The sequence below is a fragment of the Aquirufa nivalisilvae genome, assembly GCF_004307455.1.
GTDB lineage: Bacteria > Bacteroidota > Bacteroidia > Cytophagales > Spirosomataceae > Aquirufa > Aquirufa nivalisilvae.
The window spans coordinates 63,426-78,898 of record NZ_SEWX01000001.1; the positions used below are offsets into that span (position 1 = coordinate 63,426).

General features: G+C 37.7%; 14 protein-coding genes. 6 read left to right on the plus strand and 8 right to left on the minus strand.

The features are described 5' to 3' along the window. The first annotated feature begins 63 nt into the window (after positions 1-63). Positions 64-1,332: a M16 family metallopeptidase gene (locus EWU22_RS00305; RefSeq protein WP_130923949.1), complete on the plus strand. Its 1,269-nt coding sequence runs from the start codon at positions 64-66 to the stop codon at positions 1,330-1,332. Here EWU22_RS00305 and EWU22_RS00310 read toward each other — a convergent pair. After that, the gene (locus EWU22_RS00310; RefSeq protein ID WP_130923950.1) at positions 1,329-2,237 is read right to left on the minus strand and encodes a PfkB family carbohydrate kinase; all 909 of its coding nucleotides are present in this window, start codon (positions 2,235-2,237) and stop codon (positions 1,329-1,331) included. The two genes, EWU22_RS00305 and EWU22_RS00310, sit on opposite strands and share 4 nt — an antisense overlap. A 10-nt stretch (positions 2,238-2,247) precedes the next feature. Then, positions 2,248-3,426: a hypothetical protein gene (locus EWU22_RS00315; RefSeq protein WP_109324271.1), complete on the minus strand. Its 1,179-nt coding sequence runs from the start codon at positions 3,424-3,426 to the stop codon at positions 2,248-2,250. 170 nt (positions 3,427-3,596) lie between these two features. Here EWU22_RS00315 and cysS point away from each other — a divergent pair, with 170 nt between their 5' ends. From cysS to typA, 5 genes are all read left to right on the plus strand, one after another. Further along, entirely contained in the window at positions 3,597-5,090 is a 1,494-nt protein-coding gene (gene cysS, locus EWU22_RS00320) for a cysteine--tRNA ligase (RefSeq protein WP_130923951.1), read from the plus strand. A 4-nt stretch (positions 5,091-5,094) separates the two neighbouring features. Next, positions 5,095-5,835: a rhomboid family intramembrane serine protease gene (locus tag EWU22_RS00325; protein ID WP_109324274.1), complete on the plus strand. Its 741-nt coding sequence runs from the start codon at positions 5,095-5,097 to the stop codon at positions 5,833-5,835. 1 nt (position 5,836) lies between these two features. Beyond that, positions 5,837-6,700 carry a rhomboid family protein gene (locus tag EWU22_RS00330; protein ID WP_130923952.1) on the plus strand — a complete coding sequence of 288 codons (864 nt, stop codon included), beginning with the start codon at positions 5,837-5,839 and terminating at the stop codon, positions 6,698-6,700. Positions 6,701-6,767: 67 nt separating this feature from the next. Next, positions 6,768-8,720 (plus strand): 1-deoxy-D-xylulose-5-phosphate synthase, encoded by a 1,953-nt coding sequence (gene dxs, locus EWU22_RS00335; protein WP_130923953.1) that lies wholly within the window; start codon positions 6,768-6,770, stop codon positions 8,718-8,720. 114 nt (positions 8,721-8,834) lie between these two features. After that, positions 8,835-10,643, plus strand: coding sequence for a translational GTPase TypA (gene typA / locus EWU22_RS00340; protein ID WP_109324277.1), 1,809 nt, complete (start codon positions 8,835-8,837; stop codon positions 10,641-10,643). A 33-nt stretch (positions 10,644-10,676) separates the two neighbouring features. On the opposite strand, the gene EWU22_RS00345 is transcribed toward typA, so the two are convergent. From EWU22_RS00345 to EWU22_RS00370, 6 genes are all read right to left on the minus strand, one after another. After that, positions 10,677-12,644: a ComEC/Rec2 family competence protein gene (locus tag EWU22_RS00345; protein WP_262708112.1), complete on the minus strand. Its 1,968-nt coding sequence runs from the start codon at positions 12,642-12,644 to the stop codon at positions 10,677-10,679. A 123-nt stretch (positions 12,645-12,767) separates the two neighbouring features. Next, the gene (gene nadD, locus EWU22_RS00350; protein WP_130923955.1) at positions 12,768-13,340 is read right to left on the minus strand and encodes a nicotinate (nicotinamide) nucleotide adenylyltransferase; all 573 of its coding nucleotides are present in this window, start codon (positions 13,338-13,340) and stop codon (positions 12,768-12,770) included. Positions 13,341-13,343: 3 nt separating this feature from the next. Then, positions 13,344-13,910 carry a guanylate kinase gene (gene gmk, locus EWU22_RS00355; protein WP_130923956.1) on the minus strand — a complete coding sequence of 189 codons (567 nt, stop codon included), beginning with the start codon at positions 13,908-13,910 and terminating at the stop codon, positions 13,344-13,346. A gap of 20 nt (positions 13,911-13,930) precedes the next feature. Further along, a complete protein-coding gene (locus tag EWU22_RS00360; RefSeq protein ID WP_109324294.1) occupies positions 13,931-14,203 on the minus strand; it encodes a phosphohydrolase in 273 nt (90 codons plus the stop codon). A 53-nt stretch (positions 14,204-14,256) separates the two neighbouring features. Continuing rightward, on the minus strand, positions 14,257-14,865 hold the full coding sequence (locus tag EWU22_RS00365; protein WP_109325439.1) for a sigma-70 family RNA polymerase sigma factor: 609 nt from the start codon (positions 14,863-14,865) through the stop codon (positions 14,257-14,259). 97 nt (positions 14,866-14,962) lie between these two features. Then, positions 14,963-15,472 carry a hypothetical protein gene (locus EWU22_RS00370; protein ID WP_109324295.1) on the minus strand — a complete coding sequence of 170 codons (510 nt, stop codon included), beginning with the start codon at positions 15,470-15,472 and terminating at the stop codon, positions 14,963-14,965. Position 15,473: the final 1 nt, after the last annotated feature.

The window sequence follows — 15,473 nt, forward strand, 5'->3', positions numbered from 1 at the left end:
GCTACTTGTTTTGATTTCAAATGACATTCCTAGGGATGTCATTTGTTTTTTTACCCTACTACCATGCTAGACCGTTCCACACCCCCTCCTGCTTTCCCGATTGAATTAGTGAAATTTCCTACTGTTGGTGTATTTCATCTAAGTAATGGAATTCCCGTTTACTCCATCAATCTAGGAGAGCAACCTGTCTTCAAACTGGAAATTATTAGTCCAGCAGGATCAAAGTCTGGATCGAAAACTGGCTTAGCCAACATGGTAGCCAATCTGATGAAAAGAGGTACTCTTACTCATTCCGCTCAAGCAATACATGAAGCATTTGATTTCTTAGGTGCGTTTTGGGATATACAGGCCAATCTAGATAATGCCAATTTTTCTGTTTACGGCTTAAATAAACACTTTGAAGCTCTGATTCCATGGGTAGCGGAACTTCTCAAAGAAGCAACATTCAGCCAAGAAGAATTTGAAAAGGAAATTGCCATCGAGATCCAAAAAAACAAGTTGAATTGGCAAAAAACTTCATTCGCTGCTAGCCAGTTATTTCGTGGACAAATTTTCGGAAATCATGCCTATGGACGCTATTCTTCTCCCGAAAGTTTAGCCGATTTAAGCCGAAATGATTTATTTGATTTCTATACATCTACATGGGTAAATGTCAAACCCATTATTTTTCTTTCAGGTAGAGTTTCCGACAGAGAATTGCAGTTACTTGACCGATTTATTGGCCAATTACGCTTTGATCAGCCATGGCCAGGTAAACTACCTATTGTGACACCTCAAGCTGTACAAATCGAACATGACCGTCGAGATGGAGCCTTACAAACTTCCATCCGTGTAGGTAAACTAGCCATTGGAAGAAATCATCCAGATTACTTCCAATTCAGTATTCTGAACACCATATTAGGTGGATATTTTGGTTCTAGGCTTCAAAATAATATTCGCGAGGATAAAGGTTTCACCTATGGTATATCTTCCTCCATAGTGCCGCTGCAAGAGTCCTCTTATTGGGTAACTGGCACAGATGTCAATGGAGAAAATAGCGAACAAACCTTAGAGGAAATCAAGAAGGAAATCCGGATATTACAAAATGAATTGGTTTCCGAAGAAGAATTAGAATTAGTTAAAAACTATTTGATGGGCAGTTTTACTGGCGAACTTACTCAGGCCTTTGACATTGCTGAAAAAATCAAAGTCATTCAGTTGGAAAACCTAGCGCCTGACTTCTATGATCAATTTCAAACGCAGATTATTCAATGCCAAGCTCAAGAATTGCGCGAAATAGCGAATCAATACTTGAACTTGGATGAATTACATGTGGTCATGGTAGGAGCTTAGAACCTAGCTAACTCTCGAAACTCATTCACACGAGACTCTAGATCCGCTGGACTAATTTCAAACAAACGCTCTGTTCCAAATTTCTCAACGCAGAAGGAAGCCATAGCTGAACCATATACAATGGCTTGGCGCATGTTTTCAAAAGACACATCGTCTTTCTGAGCTAGATAACCAATAAATCCACCTACAAAGGTATCTCCTGCTCCCGTTGGATCGAATACTTCTTCCAAAGGCAAAGCTGGACAATAGAACATTTTATCTTCTTGGAACAACAAGGCGCCGTGCTCTCCTTTTTTGATAATCAACGTTTTAGGTCCCATGGCCATAATCATCTTAGCCGCTATTCTCAAAGAATATTGACCAGATAACTGACGGGCTTCCTCATCATTGATACACAACACATCGACCATTTTCAATACGCGTTTCAAGTCGTCCATAGCTACATTCATCCAGAAATTCATTGTGTCCATTACGATTAATTTAGGGCGCTTACTTAAACCTTGAATGGCGTCAATTTGCACTTGTGGAGTCAAGTTACCCAACATTAAATAGTCACAATCTTGATATGCCGTAGGAATTGTCGGCTGAAAATCAGCTAATACATTGAGATCAGTCACCAAGGTATCACGGGTATTCATGTTATTGTGATACTTGCCTGCCCAAAAGAAAGTTTTTTCTCCTTCTTTGATCTGTAAACCAGTCAAATCAATTCCCTTTTCTTCCAAAGTTTCCATGTATTCTTTAGGAAAATCGTCACCAACTACAGCGACTACATTTACTTTAGGTAAGAAAAATGCGGCGGATAAACTAATGTAAGTACAAGATCCACCGATAATTTTATCTGTTTTTCCGTAAGGGGTTTCTAGGGCATCAAAAGCCACTGTTCCAATTGATAATAAGCTCATTTTGAATTATTTAGCCAACTTTAGGACAACGACTAAAGGGCTGATTTGGATTAAATAAATAACGATAGGTAATGTATGTTTTATCGATACTGGCACCTAACTGTGACACAAATCGAAGCATTTTTGGGTTAAAGTCTCCTACCCAATTCATATCCATTGTTTCATAAGGATAAAAAGGATTATCACGGGCAGCTTGACGGAATCTTAAAGCTATGGCAGACTCTACCCCTTTACCTTGGTGGTCAGGCACAACGCCAAAAATCACCCCACAGCAACGAGTTAAAGCCCCTTTCCATTTCAATAGTAAAAATTTAATCATTCCCCACACATTCATCTTTCCATTTAGATGCTTGACAATTTGATTCAAATCAGGAATGACAATAAAAAAAGCCACGGGATCTCCTTCAGCAGTATAAGCAAACCACAACAATTGTTCATCAATGATGGGCTTCATTTTCTTCACTAACTTCTGGGCTTGTTCTGAACTCATGGCTGTAACGCCTGGGAATTTTGCCCATGCCGCATTGAAGATAATTTTAAAGTCTTCGGCATATTTACTTAAATCCGATTTCTCAATATGCTTAAATACATAGTTGGGATTCTGATAAATTCTTTGTGCTTTTTCTTCAATCGAGGGAGCTACATTAGCCGCAGAAACCGGGGAAACAAACACATATTGCTGGAAATAATCTTTGAAACCATAGCGCTCAAAAAAAGCGATATAATACTCTTTGGTCCAAGGCATTTTGTAGGTTGGTTCAAATTCCCAACCCTTTACCATTAATCCCCAAAAGCTATCTCGTTCACCAAAATTAATAGGTCCATCCATGGCTTCTAAACCCTTGGATTTCAACCAATCCGCACAAGCATCAAACAAGACAAAGGCAGCCTTTTCATCTTCAATACACTCAAAAAATCCCATACCCCCAGCAGCTAATTCTCCTTCCTTAGCTGGTTTGCCATCATAAAAAGCAGCAACTCGACCAATTACTTGATTTTCTTCATTAAATAACAACCAGCGAATCGCATCACCGTGTTTAAAATGAGGATTTTTTTTAGGATCAAAAATAGACTCAATGTCTGAATCCAAAGGGCGAATCCAATTAGCATCATGCGCATACAAGCTAACAGGAAAGGTTAAAAAAGCTTTTTTTAATAGGCTATCTTCAGCTACTTCTCGTAAATACATGCTGGATTTTAAATGGTATTTTAATATTTAAACAAAGATAATAGAATGAGTCGAGCAATCCGACCTCCCATAAAACATTCAAGGGCTATAAATCGTTTGGTGGTTTAAAAGAATCAAAGTAATTTTAGTTCTTTTACAAATAGCCCTTCTGAAAAGGGAAAATAATTACCATGCAAGCCTTAAAATTATACAATACACTCAGTAGAGAAAAAGAATTATTCACGGCCATTAATGCTCCACATGTAGGTTTATATGTATGTGGGCCAACGGTCTATAATTATGTCCATCTGGGTAATTTAAGGACTTTCACCTCTTTTGACATACTTCATCGCTATTTGCGTCACTTGGGATATCAAGTTCGCTATGTCAGAAACATCACCGATGTGGGTCACTTAGTGGGTGATGGTGATGAAGGCGAAGACAAAATTGGTAAAATGGCCAAGCTAGAAAAGCTGGAGCCCATGGAAATTGTACATCGCTACACGCAAAACTTTCACCAAGTTTTGGAACAATTCAATTTACTTCCACCGAGCATCGAACCAACGGCTACGGGACATATTATGGAGCAAATTGAAACGACTAAAATATTACTAGACAAAGGATTAGCTTATGAATCCAATGGATCTGTCTATTTTGATATAGAAACCTACAATAAACAAGGCGGTGATTACGGAAAACTTTCTGGGCGCGTTTTGGAAGATTTATTAACAGAAACACGTGATTTAGATGGTATAGGTGAAAAGAGAAATCCCCTGGATTTCGCCTTATGGAAAAAAGCTGCACCCGAACATTTAATGCATTGGCCTTCCCCATGGGGTGAAGGTTTTCCGGGCTGGCATTTGGAATGTACTTGCATGAGCCACAAATATTTAGGAGATACCTTTGATATACATGGTGGTGGAATGGACTTAAAATTCCCGCATCATGAATGTGAAATCGCGCAGGCTAAGGCGACTTACGGAAAAGCCCCAGTCCGATATTGGATGCATACCAATATGCTGACTGTCAATGGCCAAAAAATGAGCAAGTCGCTGGGTAACTCATTTTTACCTTCGGAGTTATTTAGTGGGAGTCACCCATTATTGGAACAGGCATATAGTCCCATGACGGTTCGTTTTTTCATGTTACAATCGCAGTATAGAAGCACCTTGGACTTTTCTAATGAGGCGCTCAAGGCCGCTCAAAAAGGCTATAAACGGATTGCCAATGGCTTACGAATTGTCAAGAACATGACTTTCCCAATAGATGCCCAAAGCTCAGCCATTGAAACCAAACATGGAGAAGAAATTCAGGCTGCTGTTCAAGGGTGTTATGATGGAATGAACGATGATTTAAACACGGCAGTTACAATAGCTAATTTATTCACCTTGTTGAAGAAAATAAATCAGATTTATACTGGCCAAGTTTCGTTAGAATCCATTGGAGAAGAGTCGTTTAGTTTATTAAAATCAAGTTATATTTCTTTTTTAGAAGAAATTTTAGGCATTAAAGAAGAGCTTCCTGACAATTGGGAAAGCATGATTCAAGGTTTACTTCAACTGTATTCTGAATTCAAGCAGAGTAAGCAATACGACAAAGTGGATGAAATTAGAACTACTTTCAAATCCATGGGATTAATTATTAAAGACATGAAAACCTCCATTGATTGGGGTTACGAAGAATAAAAAAATGCTACAAAACTTAACACCAACAGTACGTACTTTATTGTTAATCAATGTGGGCCTTTATCTGATCAAAGGCTTTGGTTTTCCGCAAGAATTACTCACATTACATTATTTTGGAGCGAGCGATTTTCGCTTTTTTCAGGTGGTAAGCTATATGTTTGTACATGCTAGTTTCATGCACCTCCTAGGAAATATGTTTGGTCTTTACATGTTCGGCTCCTTATTAGAACGTATCTGGGGTGCTCAACGCTTTCTTTTCTTTTACTTTTTTTGCGGAATAGGTGCAGGGCTTTTGTATATGGGTATCCAGCATTTCATTGATTTTGCGGAAATCAGAAGAGCAACAGAACTAGTATTATCCAATCCCAACTCAGATAATTTAATTGATTATGCCCAACATTATGGGGTTATATCGGCCCCAGGAGGACAAATCAACATCAACTGGGTGATCGCTAATTATGAAGCTCTAATCAATATGGGAGCTTTAGGAGGTGCATCAGGAGCCATTTTTGGAATCATCATGGCTTTTGGCTACTTATTCCCAAATTCAGAAATGTTTTTATTCCCTTTCCCCATACCAATCAAGGCTAAATATTTTGTTACCTTTTACGGACTTTATGAACTCTATGCAGGGATACAGCAAAGTCAAGGGGACAATGTGGCTCATTTTGCTCATATTGGAGGAATGATTTTTGCCGTGATTCTTTTAAAAGTTTGGAAAACACAAAGAAACAATTTCTATTGAGATGAAAAGTATTTGGCAGGATATCAAACTCGTCATACAAAATCCAGAAAATGGATTGTGGCGACTTATTTTGGCCAATGTCTTCGTATTTGTGGTCGTGTCGTTGAGTCATGTATTTTTATCCCTTGCAGGAAAAGAAGCTTGGTATAATCAACTATTAGAACAAATCGCTCTTTCTTCCCAACCCAAGATTGTATTGTACAAACCTTGGACCTTCTTTACTTATTTCTTTGCCCATTTTGAAATATTCCACTTGGTATTTAATATGCTATTCCTATATTGGTTTGGCAGTATCATTCATTCATTTATAGGCCAAAAACGCCTCATTCAATTATATTTTTTAGGTGGATTAGCAGGAGCAATTGCCTACATCTTATTATTAAATAGCTTCTCCTACTTCGTTATGAAAGGGCCCATTTATCTCAATGGCGCCTCTGCTAGTGTTTTTGCCATTGTTGTAGCGGCAGCGACTTTACAACCCAATTATAAAGTTCATTTGTTAATCTTTGGGGAAGTAGCCATTAAATATGTAGCTGCATTCTACATACTTTGGTCTATGATTGAAACTACGGGCACGAATGCTGGAGGTAATATAGCCCATTTAGGAGGGGCCTTATTAGGCTTTCTCTATGCCTATTCATATCAAAGAAAACAATTACGGCGACCTGCTCCAGAAGAAAAAATTTATTCTTACTCCATGACAGTTCAAAAGAAAATTCAAGATTTTGTTGAGCAAAATGAGCCAGAAGAGATTGAAGAGGATGAATTGAATGCTATTTTAGATAAAATTTCGACCTCCGGTTATGAAAGTTTAAGTAAGCATGAAAAGAAACGATTGTTTAAAGCAAGTCAAAAAAATGACTAGTCAGCCGAAAACATTTTTACCTTTGTATTGTTAAATCAGAACCCTTCATCAAAATTACCCCTACAAGATGCAATTTCAAGCCGGACCGATCTTAAGCAAAATCCAATCCCCTGCGGATTTGCGAAAGTTGTCCCCTGCAGAATTACCTGCGGTTTGCCATGAATTGCGCCAATTTATCATTGATCACGTCTCTGTCAATGGAGGTCATTTTGGAGCATCTTTAGGTGTAACGGAATTAACAGTTGCTCTACATTATGTATTCAACACACCAGATGACCAACTTGTTTGGGATGTAGGTCATCAAGCCTATGGACACAAAATCCTGACGGGCCGTCAGGATTCATTTCATACTAATCGACTACTAGGAGGAATTAGCGGCTTCCCAAAACGTTCTGAGAGTGAATACGATGCATTTGGCGTAGGCCACTCATCTACTTCTATTTCCGCGGCATTGGGTATGGCTGTAGCATCTCGGTATAAAAAAGAATTTCATAAACAGCATATTGCCGTCATAGGAGATGGTTCCATGACTGCAGGTATGGCTTTTGAAGCCATGAATCATGCTGGAGATATTCCCAACAACATGCTGATTATCTTAAACGATAATTGCATGGCGATTGACCCCAATGTTGGAGCTTTAAAGGAATATTTAACCGATATTACCACCTCACATACTTACAACCGCGTAAAAGACGATGTTTGGAATCTATTAGGGAAGATGTCTAAATTCGGTAAATCCGCGCAAGAAATTGTTTCAAAAATAGAAAACGGATTAAAAGCTACCTTACTCAAGCAAAGTAACTTATTTGAGTCCCTGAATTTAAGGTACTTTGGCCCCATTGACGGACACGATGTTCAATATTTAACCACGGTGTTAAATGATTTAAAAGATATTCCAGGGCCTAAGATATTACATTGTATCACAACTAAAGGTAAAGGCTATTCCTTAGCAGAAAAAGATCAAACACTTTGGCATGCTCCTGGAAAATTTGACAAAATCACTGGAGAGATTCATAAAAAGACATTTGACAACCCACAACCTCCTAAATATCAGGAAGTTTTCGGTCATACAATTTTAGAATTGGCAGAACAAAATCCCAAAATTATGGGAATTACTCCTGCCATGCCTTCTGGGTCCTCTTTGAATATCATGATGAGGGCCATGCCAGATCGTGCGTTTGATGTAGGTATAGCCGAGCAACACGCAGTTACCTTCTCAGCAGGATTAGCTACTCAAGGACTCACTGTTTTTTGTAATATTTATAGTTCTTTCATGCAAAGAGGCTACGATCAAGTGGTCCATGATGTTTGCCTGCAAAAACTACCTGTTATATTCTGTTTAGATCGAGCAGGTCTAGCCGGTGCCGATGGTCCTACTCACCATGGTTTATATGATTTGGCCTATATGCGCTGCCTTCCAAACATGATTGTAGCTGCTCCCAAAAACGAACAGGAGCTCAGAAATATCATGTATACCGCCTCATTAGATAAATTCAAAGAACATCAGAAGGCGATGACAATCCGATACCCACGAGGCGCAGGTGTCATGCCCGTTTGGAGAACCTCTTTTGAAGAAATTAAAATTGGTCAAGGACAAAAAGTTCTCGATGGAGAAGAAATTGCCGTTTTAAGTATTGGCCATATCGGAAATGAAGCGGAAAAAGCTTGTCAAAAAGCAAAATCTTTGGGCATGAATCCCGCACTCTATGACATGCGATTCGTGAAACCATTGGATGAAAAAATACTTCATGAAGTATTTTCAACATACAATCAAATCATTACCGTGGAAGACGCTTGCGTTCAAGGAGGTTTTGGTTCTGCCATTGCCGAATTTATGCTGGATCATGGTTATAATAAACCAATTTTACGTTTAGGAGTCCCTGACGATATTATTGAACATGGAGAACCTCATGAACTTTACCAATTATGTGGGATTGATTCCGAGAATATCCTGAAGAAAATTGCTGATTTTTACCCGAACAAAATCAAATCTACTTCTCAGAAAGTAAATCAAGACTAAGATTTCACGATTTGATTATCTTCAATTAGTACTTTTCTAAGAAATTATCCCTACCTTTGCACCTTAAATTTCCTCAGGCAGAGAGATTTGATTTCATCAAAGCGCCATTATTTTATGCAAAGCATTCGCAACATTGCCATCATTGCCCACGTTGACCACGGTAAAACTACACTAGTCGACAAAATCATCCATGCATCTAAGATTTTTAGAGAAAATCAAGAATTTGGTGATCTGATCTTAGATAATAACGATCTTGAAAGAGAACGCGGAATTACTATCGTTTCAAAAAACGTATCTGTTCGCTATAATGGCGTAAAAATCAATATCATTGACACTCCTGGTCACGCCGACTTTGGAGGAGAAGTGGAACGTGTTTTACGTATGGCTGATGGTGTTTTGTTATTAGTGGATGCATTTGAAGGTCCAATGCCACAAACTCGTTTCGTTTTATCTAAAGCTATTGCTTTAGGTTTAAAGCCAATTGTAGTTGTAAATAAAGTAGATAAAGAAAACTGTCGCCCAGATGAAGTACATGAGTCTGTTTTTGACTTAATGTTCAACTTGAACGCGACAGAAGAGCAATTGGATTTCCCTTGCTTATATGGTTCTTCTAAACAAGGTTGGATGAATACTGATTGGAAAACTCCAACAGACAATATTATCCCATTATTAGATGCCATCATTGAGCACATTCCTGCATCTAAAGTACAGGAAGGTACTCCTCAAATGCAAATCACATCTTTGGACTACTCTTCATTTGTAGGTCGTATCGCGATCGGACGTTTGGAGCGTGGAACATTGAAAGAAAATATGCCAATCGCACTTTGTAAGTCAGATGGCTCTATTAAAAAAATGCGTATCAAAGAACTTCAGGTTTTTGAAGGCTTAGGTAAAGTACGTGTTGATACAGTAGAATGTGGAGAAATTTGTGCTGTAACAGGTATTGAAGATTTTGAAATCGGAGATACTTTGGCTGATCCAGAAAATCCAGAAGCATTAGAGCGTATCGCTATTGATGAACCAACCATGAACATGTTGTTTACCATCAACAACTCTCCATTCTTTGGAAGAGAAGGTAAAATGGTAACTTCTCGTCATATTCGTGAGCGTTTGTTCAAAGAGACAGAGAAAAACTTGGCTTTGCGAGTTATGACAACTGAAAGTGAAGATAAATTCTTAGTTTTTGGTCGTGGTATTCTTCACTTGTCAGTTTTAATTGAAACGATGCGTCGTGAAGGTTATGAATTACAAGTTGGTCAACCGCAAGTTATTTACAAAGAAGGCGATAATGGTGAAAAATTAGAGCCAATCGAATCATTAGTCGTTGACGTACCAGAAGAAGTAGCAGGTAAAGTAATTGAATTAGCTACACAAGGTAAAGGTGAGTTATTGATTATGGAACCTAAAGGTGACTTACAACACTTAGAATTCAACATTCCTTCAAGAGGTTTGATTGGACTTCGTTCTAAAGTGTTAACAGCTACCTTTGGTGAAGCTATCATGGCACACCGTTTTATTGGATATGAGCCCTTCAAAGGACCAATCCCAGGTAGAATTAATGGTTCATTGATTTCTATGAACACAGGGGTTGCTACACCATATGCAATTGATAAATTACAAGACAGAGGGGTGTTCTTCATCGATCCAGGTGAAGAGATTTACTCAGGTATGGTTGTTGGTGAACACAATCGCCAGAATGACATCGAGGTTAACTTGCAAAATGCAAAACAATTAACCAACATGCGTGCATCTGGTACAGATACCAATACCAAGATCGCTCCTAAATTAAACTTCTCGCTAGAAGAGTGTATGGAATTCATCCAAAAAGATGAATACTTAGAAATCACTCCTAAGTCTTTACGTATGCGTAAGATCTTCTTAGATCCAAACGAACGTAAACGTCAAGAGCAAAAAAATAAATAATATAAAAAAGGCTGTCCGAAACGACAGCCTTTTTTAATATACCTGGGCAGAGATCGTATCTAATGCTACTTGTTGCTTAGACAATGGACTCATCTCTGCTACTTTTTTGAGATAATAAGCTGATAATGATTGAGTCCAAAGCCAATCCACCTGTCTCCTAGATCTCAACCAATCAAAACCCTGTTTTTTTAATTTGCTATCGATAATCAAAACATTGATTTCTGTTGGAAAAAATACATGAACTTGATGTGCTAGGTAAAAGCTCTTCCTTTTCCAATACCAAGAAACATTCTTTCCATCTTCCCAGTTCAGCTGAACAGTATCTTGTATGTAATGGTGTGCTAATAAAGGAGATATATTGGACTGTATCCAAGCAGGATCATGTGACATACTATTGGAACCAACTATTTTAGCTTTTAATCCTTCCACCTCAAGCCAAACTGGCTCCCCTCGATATTGACCTAAATAGGCAATCTTTTGATCATGTACCGTTTTCCATTTCTCCAACTGAAAATAGAATACACTTCCAATGACCAATACACACAATCCCCATAGTAGGAATGTATTACGAGTTTCCCACCAGTATTTCCCCACCATGAGTAATAAAAAATAAGGAAAAAACATCCATACATCCCAATGTAAAAATGGAATTGTTGGTTGAAAAACAGTATCTATCCAAAACATGATTTCATGCAATAAAGTAAGACTATCATCAAACAGGGTACCTATAAAATAATACCACTTAGTCATACTGATTGCACTAAATACAGAGGCGATTAATAGAAATATCATTCCTATCACCAAAGAGATAGAAGAAAGTAAAACCAATATTGGATTTGCTAATAACATGATCCCCACATGTGGAAATTGATGAAAGTAATACAAGATCCAAGGGAAGGTCAATAGCTGAGCTGAAATGGCAACCATAGTTAGCGAAACCCCTTGTTTTAAGAGGTAATTAATCATTGGATTTTTAATCGAAGGTATTCCAATAGAGCTTAAAATAGGTTGGTAAACGAGTATACCTAAAACGGCTAAAAAGGAAAGTTGAAAACCAGCATCATATAATTGCATGGGATCCCAAACCAATATGACAAAAGCTGTGAAGGATAGCATATTGATTGAATTCATAGGATATCGAAATGTTTGAGCAAATAAGACGACCGAAAACATCCAGCTGGCTCGTAATACTGGAGCCGAAAATCCAGTTACACCTGCATAAAACCAAATGAGAATCAGAGGTAAGATAAAAAGGCCTATTTTAGCAATCAGCTTACGTTTTGGGATGAATTTGAGCATAAATTGAATGCATAAAAATAGTATTCCTACATGCATACCAGAAACAGATAGAATATGAATGGCCCCTAAAGCTGCATAACTCTTTTTAGTCTCAAAATCGATCTTTTCATGACTTCCCAATAACATAGCACCAGCTACAGACTTATTTCTTTCTCCTCGAACTACCTGATGAAGATGTTGCAGAAAACGGTGCTGCCACCTATCAAAATAGTGCTGAAATGAGAATAGTTCGGGTCTCTTTTCCAACTTTGTCCATGATGCTGCTAAATAGGCTGTTGAGAAAATCCCCTTTTTAGCATAATATTTAGGCCAATCTTGTCCATAGGGAAACGCAGCAGGTCGAATGAATTGGAGCTTAGACTTAGCTAAATAAAAATCACCTATCTGAGGTATAGCTCCTGTTTTTTCCAAGTAAAAAATGCTTTTCGTTCGAATCCTTTTCCAACGCCCTTTTGCATCCATAAATGCTGAAATTTCACCTTCAAATGCATATGTCTTCGGTTTTATTTGGGGAGTACTTGTAATTTGAAATCGAATGGCCCAAACATCTGATGGAGGTTTTTGAAAACGATTTTTTACTTCTTGAGTCCGAAGAAATGCCGCGATTAGGCAAACGAATGAAAGTAAAATTGAATAAAAAATATCCTTGTTTTTAGTCCATAAAACGAAGCTCATCGGTATGCATAAAAATAAACCATACATAGCTAAAACATCCTCTCTCCAAGTTTGATTGGGGACGATTATTATTCCCAAAACCCACCAAAGGCACAGTCGCAAAAAAGGAAAGGGACTAAAAAAGGAGAACAAAATTTAAGCGCTTAAGGCCTAAATGTAGAATTTTTTCTGAGCGATTAACTGCTCTATGTTATCAGGAACTAGATATTTAATTGACTGATTTTTTTGAATACACTCTCTGATATACGTAGCAGAAATATGTAAAACTGGCGCATTGACCTTTTTTACTTTAGGATGCTTCCAAAGCTCACTAGTAGGCTCTTCCCCTCTAGGATATACGTAAAGCCCAAAATAATCAAGAATCTTATCGTAATTCTTCCAACTTTTAAATTGTTCCAAATTATCTCCTCCCAAAATCAATTCAAATTCATGCTGGGGAAATTTCTCAGATAAATGAATGAGGGTATCAATGGTATAGGAAGGTTTCTTCAAGCTAAATTCAATGTCGCAACTTTTGAATTGAAAATTATCCGCAATGGCTCTTTCCACAAGATCTAAACGATCAAATTCATGAAGGAGGCTTTTACTCTTTTTATGCGGGTTCTGCGGAGAAACAACAAACCAAATCTGTTGGACATCGGTTTGGTTCAATACCGCTTGTGCAATCATCAAGTGTCCATGATGAATGGGGTTAAATGAACCAAAAAATAAACCGATTTTCATGGATTATTGGGTAAAATCATCGAAAAGGGCTTGCGCCTTTTCAATGGCTTCCTCTAATTTATCATTTACTAAAATGACATCAAATTGACTTTGGAAAGACCATTCAAATTTCATCTTAAAAATACGCTTGGATAAAGCCTCCTCACTTTCTGTGCCCCTAGACCGTAATCTCTCTTCCAATATTTCTAAGGTTGGAACCTTCACAAAAATGGCCAATGCACGTTCTCCGTAATATTTCTTGAGAGCTAAACCTCCTTTAACATCCACGTCAAAAATAACATGCTTTCCAGATGCCCAAATACGCTCAATTTCTGATTTTAATGTGCCATAATAGGCCCCGGGATAGACTTCTTCCCATTCAACAAAAGCCTCTTCATTGATTTTTTGACGAAACTCTTCTGGAGTTAAAAAATAATAATCTTTTCCGTTCTCCTCTGATCTTCCACGCTTATCTCGTGTACATGCTGAAATAGAAAATCCCAAATTGGAATTATTTTTGATGAGTTCTTTAACGATGGTCGTTTTACCTGAACCCGAAGGTGCTGAAAAAATAATTAATTTCCCTTCCAAAAAATTGTTGTTTGTTTAAGCTAACAAAATAAGGGAATTAAGATGGAAATAAGGATAATTAATAGAAAAAGTTTCTCTTTGATCCGGGCGAAAAGTTCGTCAGGGCATTTCGCAGTACATTTTTCTTTAATTGCCTTTTTTAAAGATGTCTCCAATTCATATCCCTCTTGACATGGAATACATTGATTTTTATTGGCCAAAAAGGCAGCCTCCTCTTCTGGACTTGCTTCTTTATCCAATATTCGCTGGATTAGCTTCATGCAATCTTTCTGATGTTCACAGCTCTTCTTCATGCTCATTAATTAATTCATTCTGTTTGGGCTAACGCAAGCCTTGGTGTAAAAGTTCAATCCAAATCTGACAAAGTGTCAGCTCCATATCCTTTTGATTTAGCATAAGTAGCTAAAGAGTCTTTCAATAATGCTCTGGCACGGTGTAAACGTGAACGTACAGTACCAATAGGAATATTTAAAATTTTAGCCATTTCTTCGTAGCTAAACTCTTCTAAATCACATAAAATGATAATCATTCTGAAATCAACTGGCAAAGCTTGAATGGCTTTAGTGATTTCATCACCCAGCATTTCATTGACTGTTTCTGCATGTAAATCCGCTTGATGAGCAGGTTCAGGATCATCATCTCCAGCAAAAGATTGCTCGACCCATTCAAATTCTACTTTGGATGGACCACGAGATTTTTTGCGGTAGTCATTGATGAAATTATTCTTTAGAATGCGGAATAACCAGGCTTTTGCATAGGTACCGGGCTCAAAAGAATTGATAAAGCGATAGGCTTTTAAGCAAGTATCTTGAACCAAATCTTGAGCATCATCCTCATCATTTGTCAATCTCAAAGCAAAATTATACATCGCATCTAAATGCGGCATAAATTCTTTTTCAAAAATCTGTCTCGCATGTGGCGAAGGGTCGATTTCATTTTCTACTTGGACGTCCATAGTCATTATATTAAAGCATTATCATTTTCTGATAACGTATTTCCTTCCTACAATTTTATGCCCAAGAAAAAAGAAAGGAAAAATATGACAAAAAGGCTTACTTATTCAAATTAAAAAGCTCTAGTATTCCAAAGACTAAAATTCCTAATAAACAACTTGAAAGCCCTCTCAATAAGCTAATTCCCACTAATTCGAAATCACTAGCTTCCAAAAGAAATAATAGTGTGTGATGACAAAATAGCATCAAAAATAAATAAGAAAAAAACCATAAGGGCCTCATTTCTTGTAAACTTACACTAGAACGTTCATCATAACCATTAGCTGGCGTCAACAAACGGAAAATTGGAGAGCGTAAGGATGCGATAAACACAGAGGCGAAGGCGTGCATTCCGTGGGTATTATAAAACACATCTACTATCCAACCTAGCACAAAGGCTCCTAACATTAGGTAGGCCGGTGGAGTATCTATTGGTGCTTTAATTAGTGGCCATACATACAAGAAACAAAAAGCAAAGTAGGCTATGGTCAAATCCCTTAAAAACAATACTTGAATAAGTAATGTAAAAATAACCGTCAAAATCCATCGAAAGGTGCTACCTGATCCCATC

Excerpts from the sequence above, each read along its gene's own strand:
- EWU22_RS00305 (WP_130923949.1), top strand. The coding sequence starts at position 64 with ATGCTAGACCGTTCCACACCCCCTCCTGCTTTCCCGATTGAATTAGTG.
- EWU22_RS00310 (WP_130923950.1), bottom strand. The coding sequence starts at position 2,237 with ATGAGCTTATTATCAATTGGAACAGTGGCTTTTGATGCCCTAGAAACC.
- EWU22_RS00315 (WP_109324271.1), bottom strand. The coding sequence starts at position 3,426 with ATGTATTTACGAGAAGTAGCTGAAGATAGCCTATTAAAAAAAGCTTTT.
- cysS (WP_130923951.1), top strand. The coding sequence starts at position 3,597 with ATGCAAGCCTTAAAATTATACAATACACTCAGTAGAGAAAAAGAATTA.
- EWU22_RS00325 (WP_109324274.1), top strand. The coding sequence starts at position 5,095 with ATGCTACAAAACTTAACACCAACAGTACGTACTTTATTGTTAATCAAT.
- EWU22_RS00330 (WP_130923952.1), top strand. The coding sequence starts at position 5,837 with ATGAAAAGTATTTGGCAGGATATCAAACTCGTCATACAAAATCCAGAA.
- dxs (WP_130923953.1), top strand. The coding sequence starts at position 6,768 with ATGCAATTTCAAGCCGGACCGATCTTAAGCAAAATCCAATCCCCTGCG.
- typA (WP_109324277.1), top strand. The coding sequence starts at position 8,835 with ATGCAAAGCATTCGCAACATTGCCATCATTGCCCACGTTGACCACGGT.
- EWU22_RS00345 (WP_262708112.1), bottom strand. The coding sequence starts at position 12,644 with ATGTATGGTTTATTTTTATGCATACCGATGAGCTTCGTTTTATGGACT.
- nadD (WP_130923955.1), bottom strand. The coding sequence starts at position 13,340 with ATGAAAATCGGTTTATTTTTTGGTTCATTTAACCCCATTCATCATGGA.
- EWU22_RS00360 (WP_109324294.1), bottom strand. The coding sequence starts at position 14,203 with ATGAAGAAGAGCTGTGAACATCAGAAAGATTGCATGAAGCTAATCCAG.
- EWU22_RS00365 (WP_109325439.1), bottom strand. The coding sequence starts at position 14,865 with ATGGACGTCCAAGTAGAAAATGAAATCGACCCTTCGCCACATGCGAGA.
- EWU22_RS00370 (WP_109324295.1), bottom strand. The coding sequence starts at position 15,472 with ATGGGATCAGGTAGCACCTTTCGATGGATTTTGACGGTTATTTTTACA.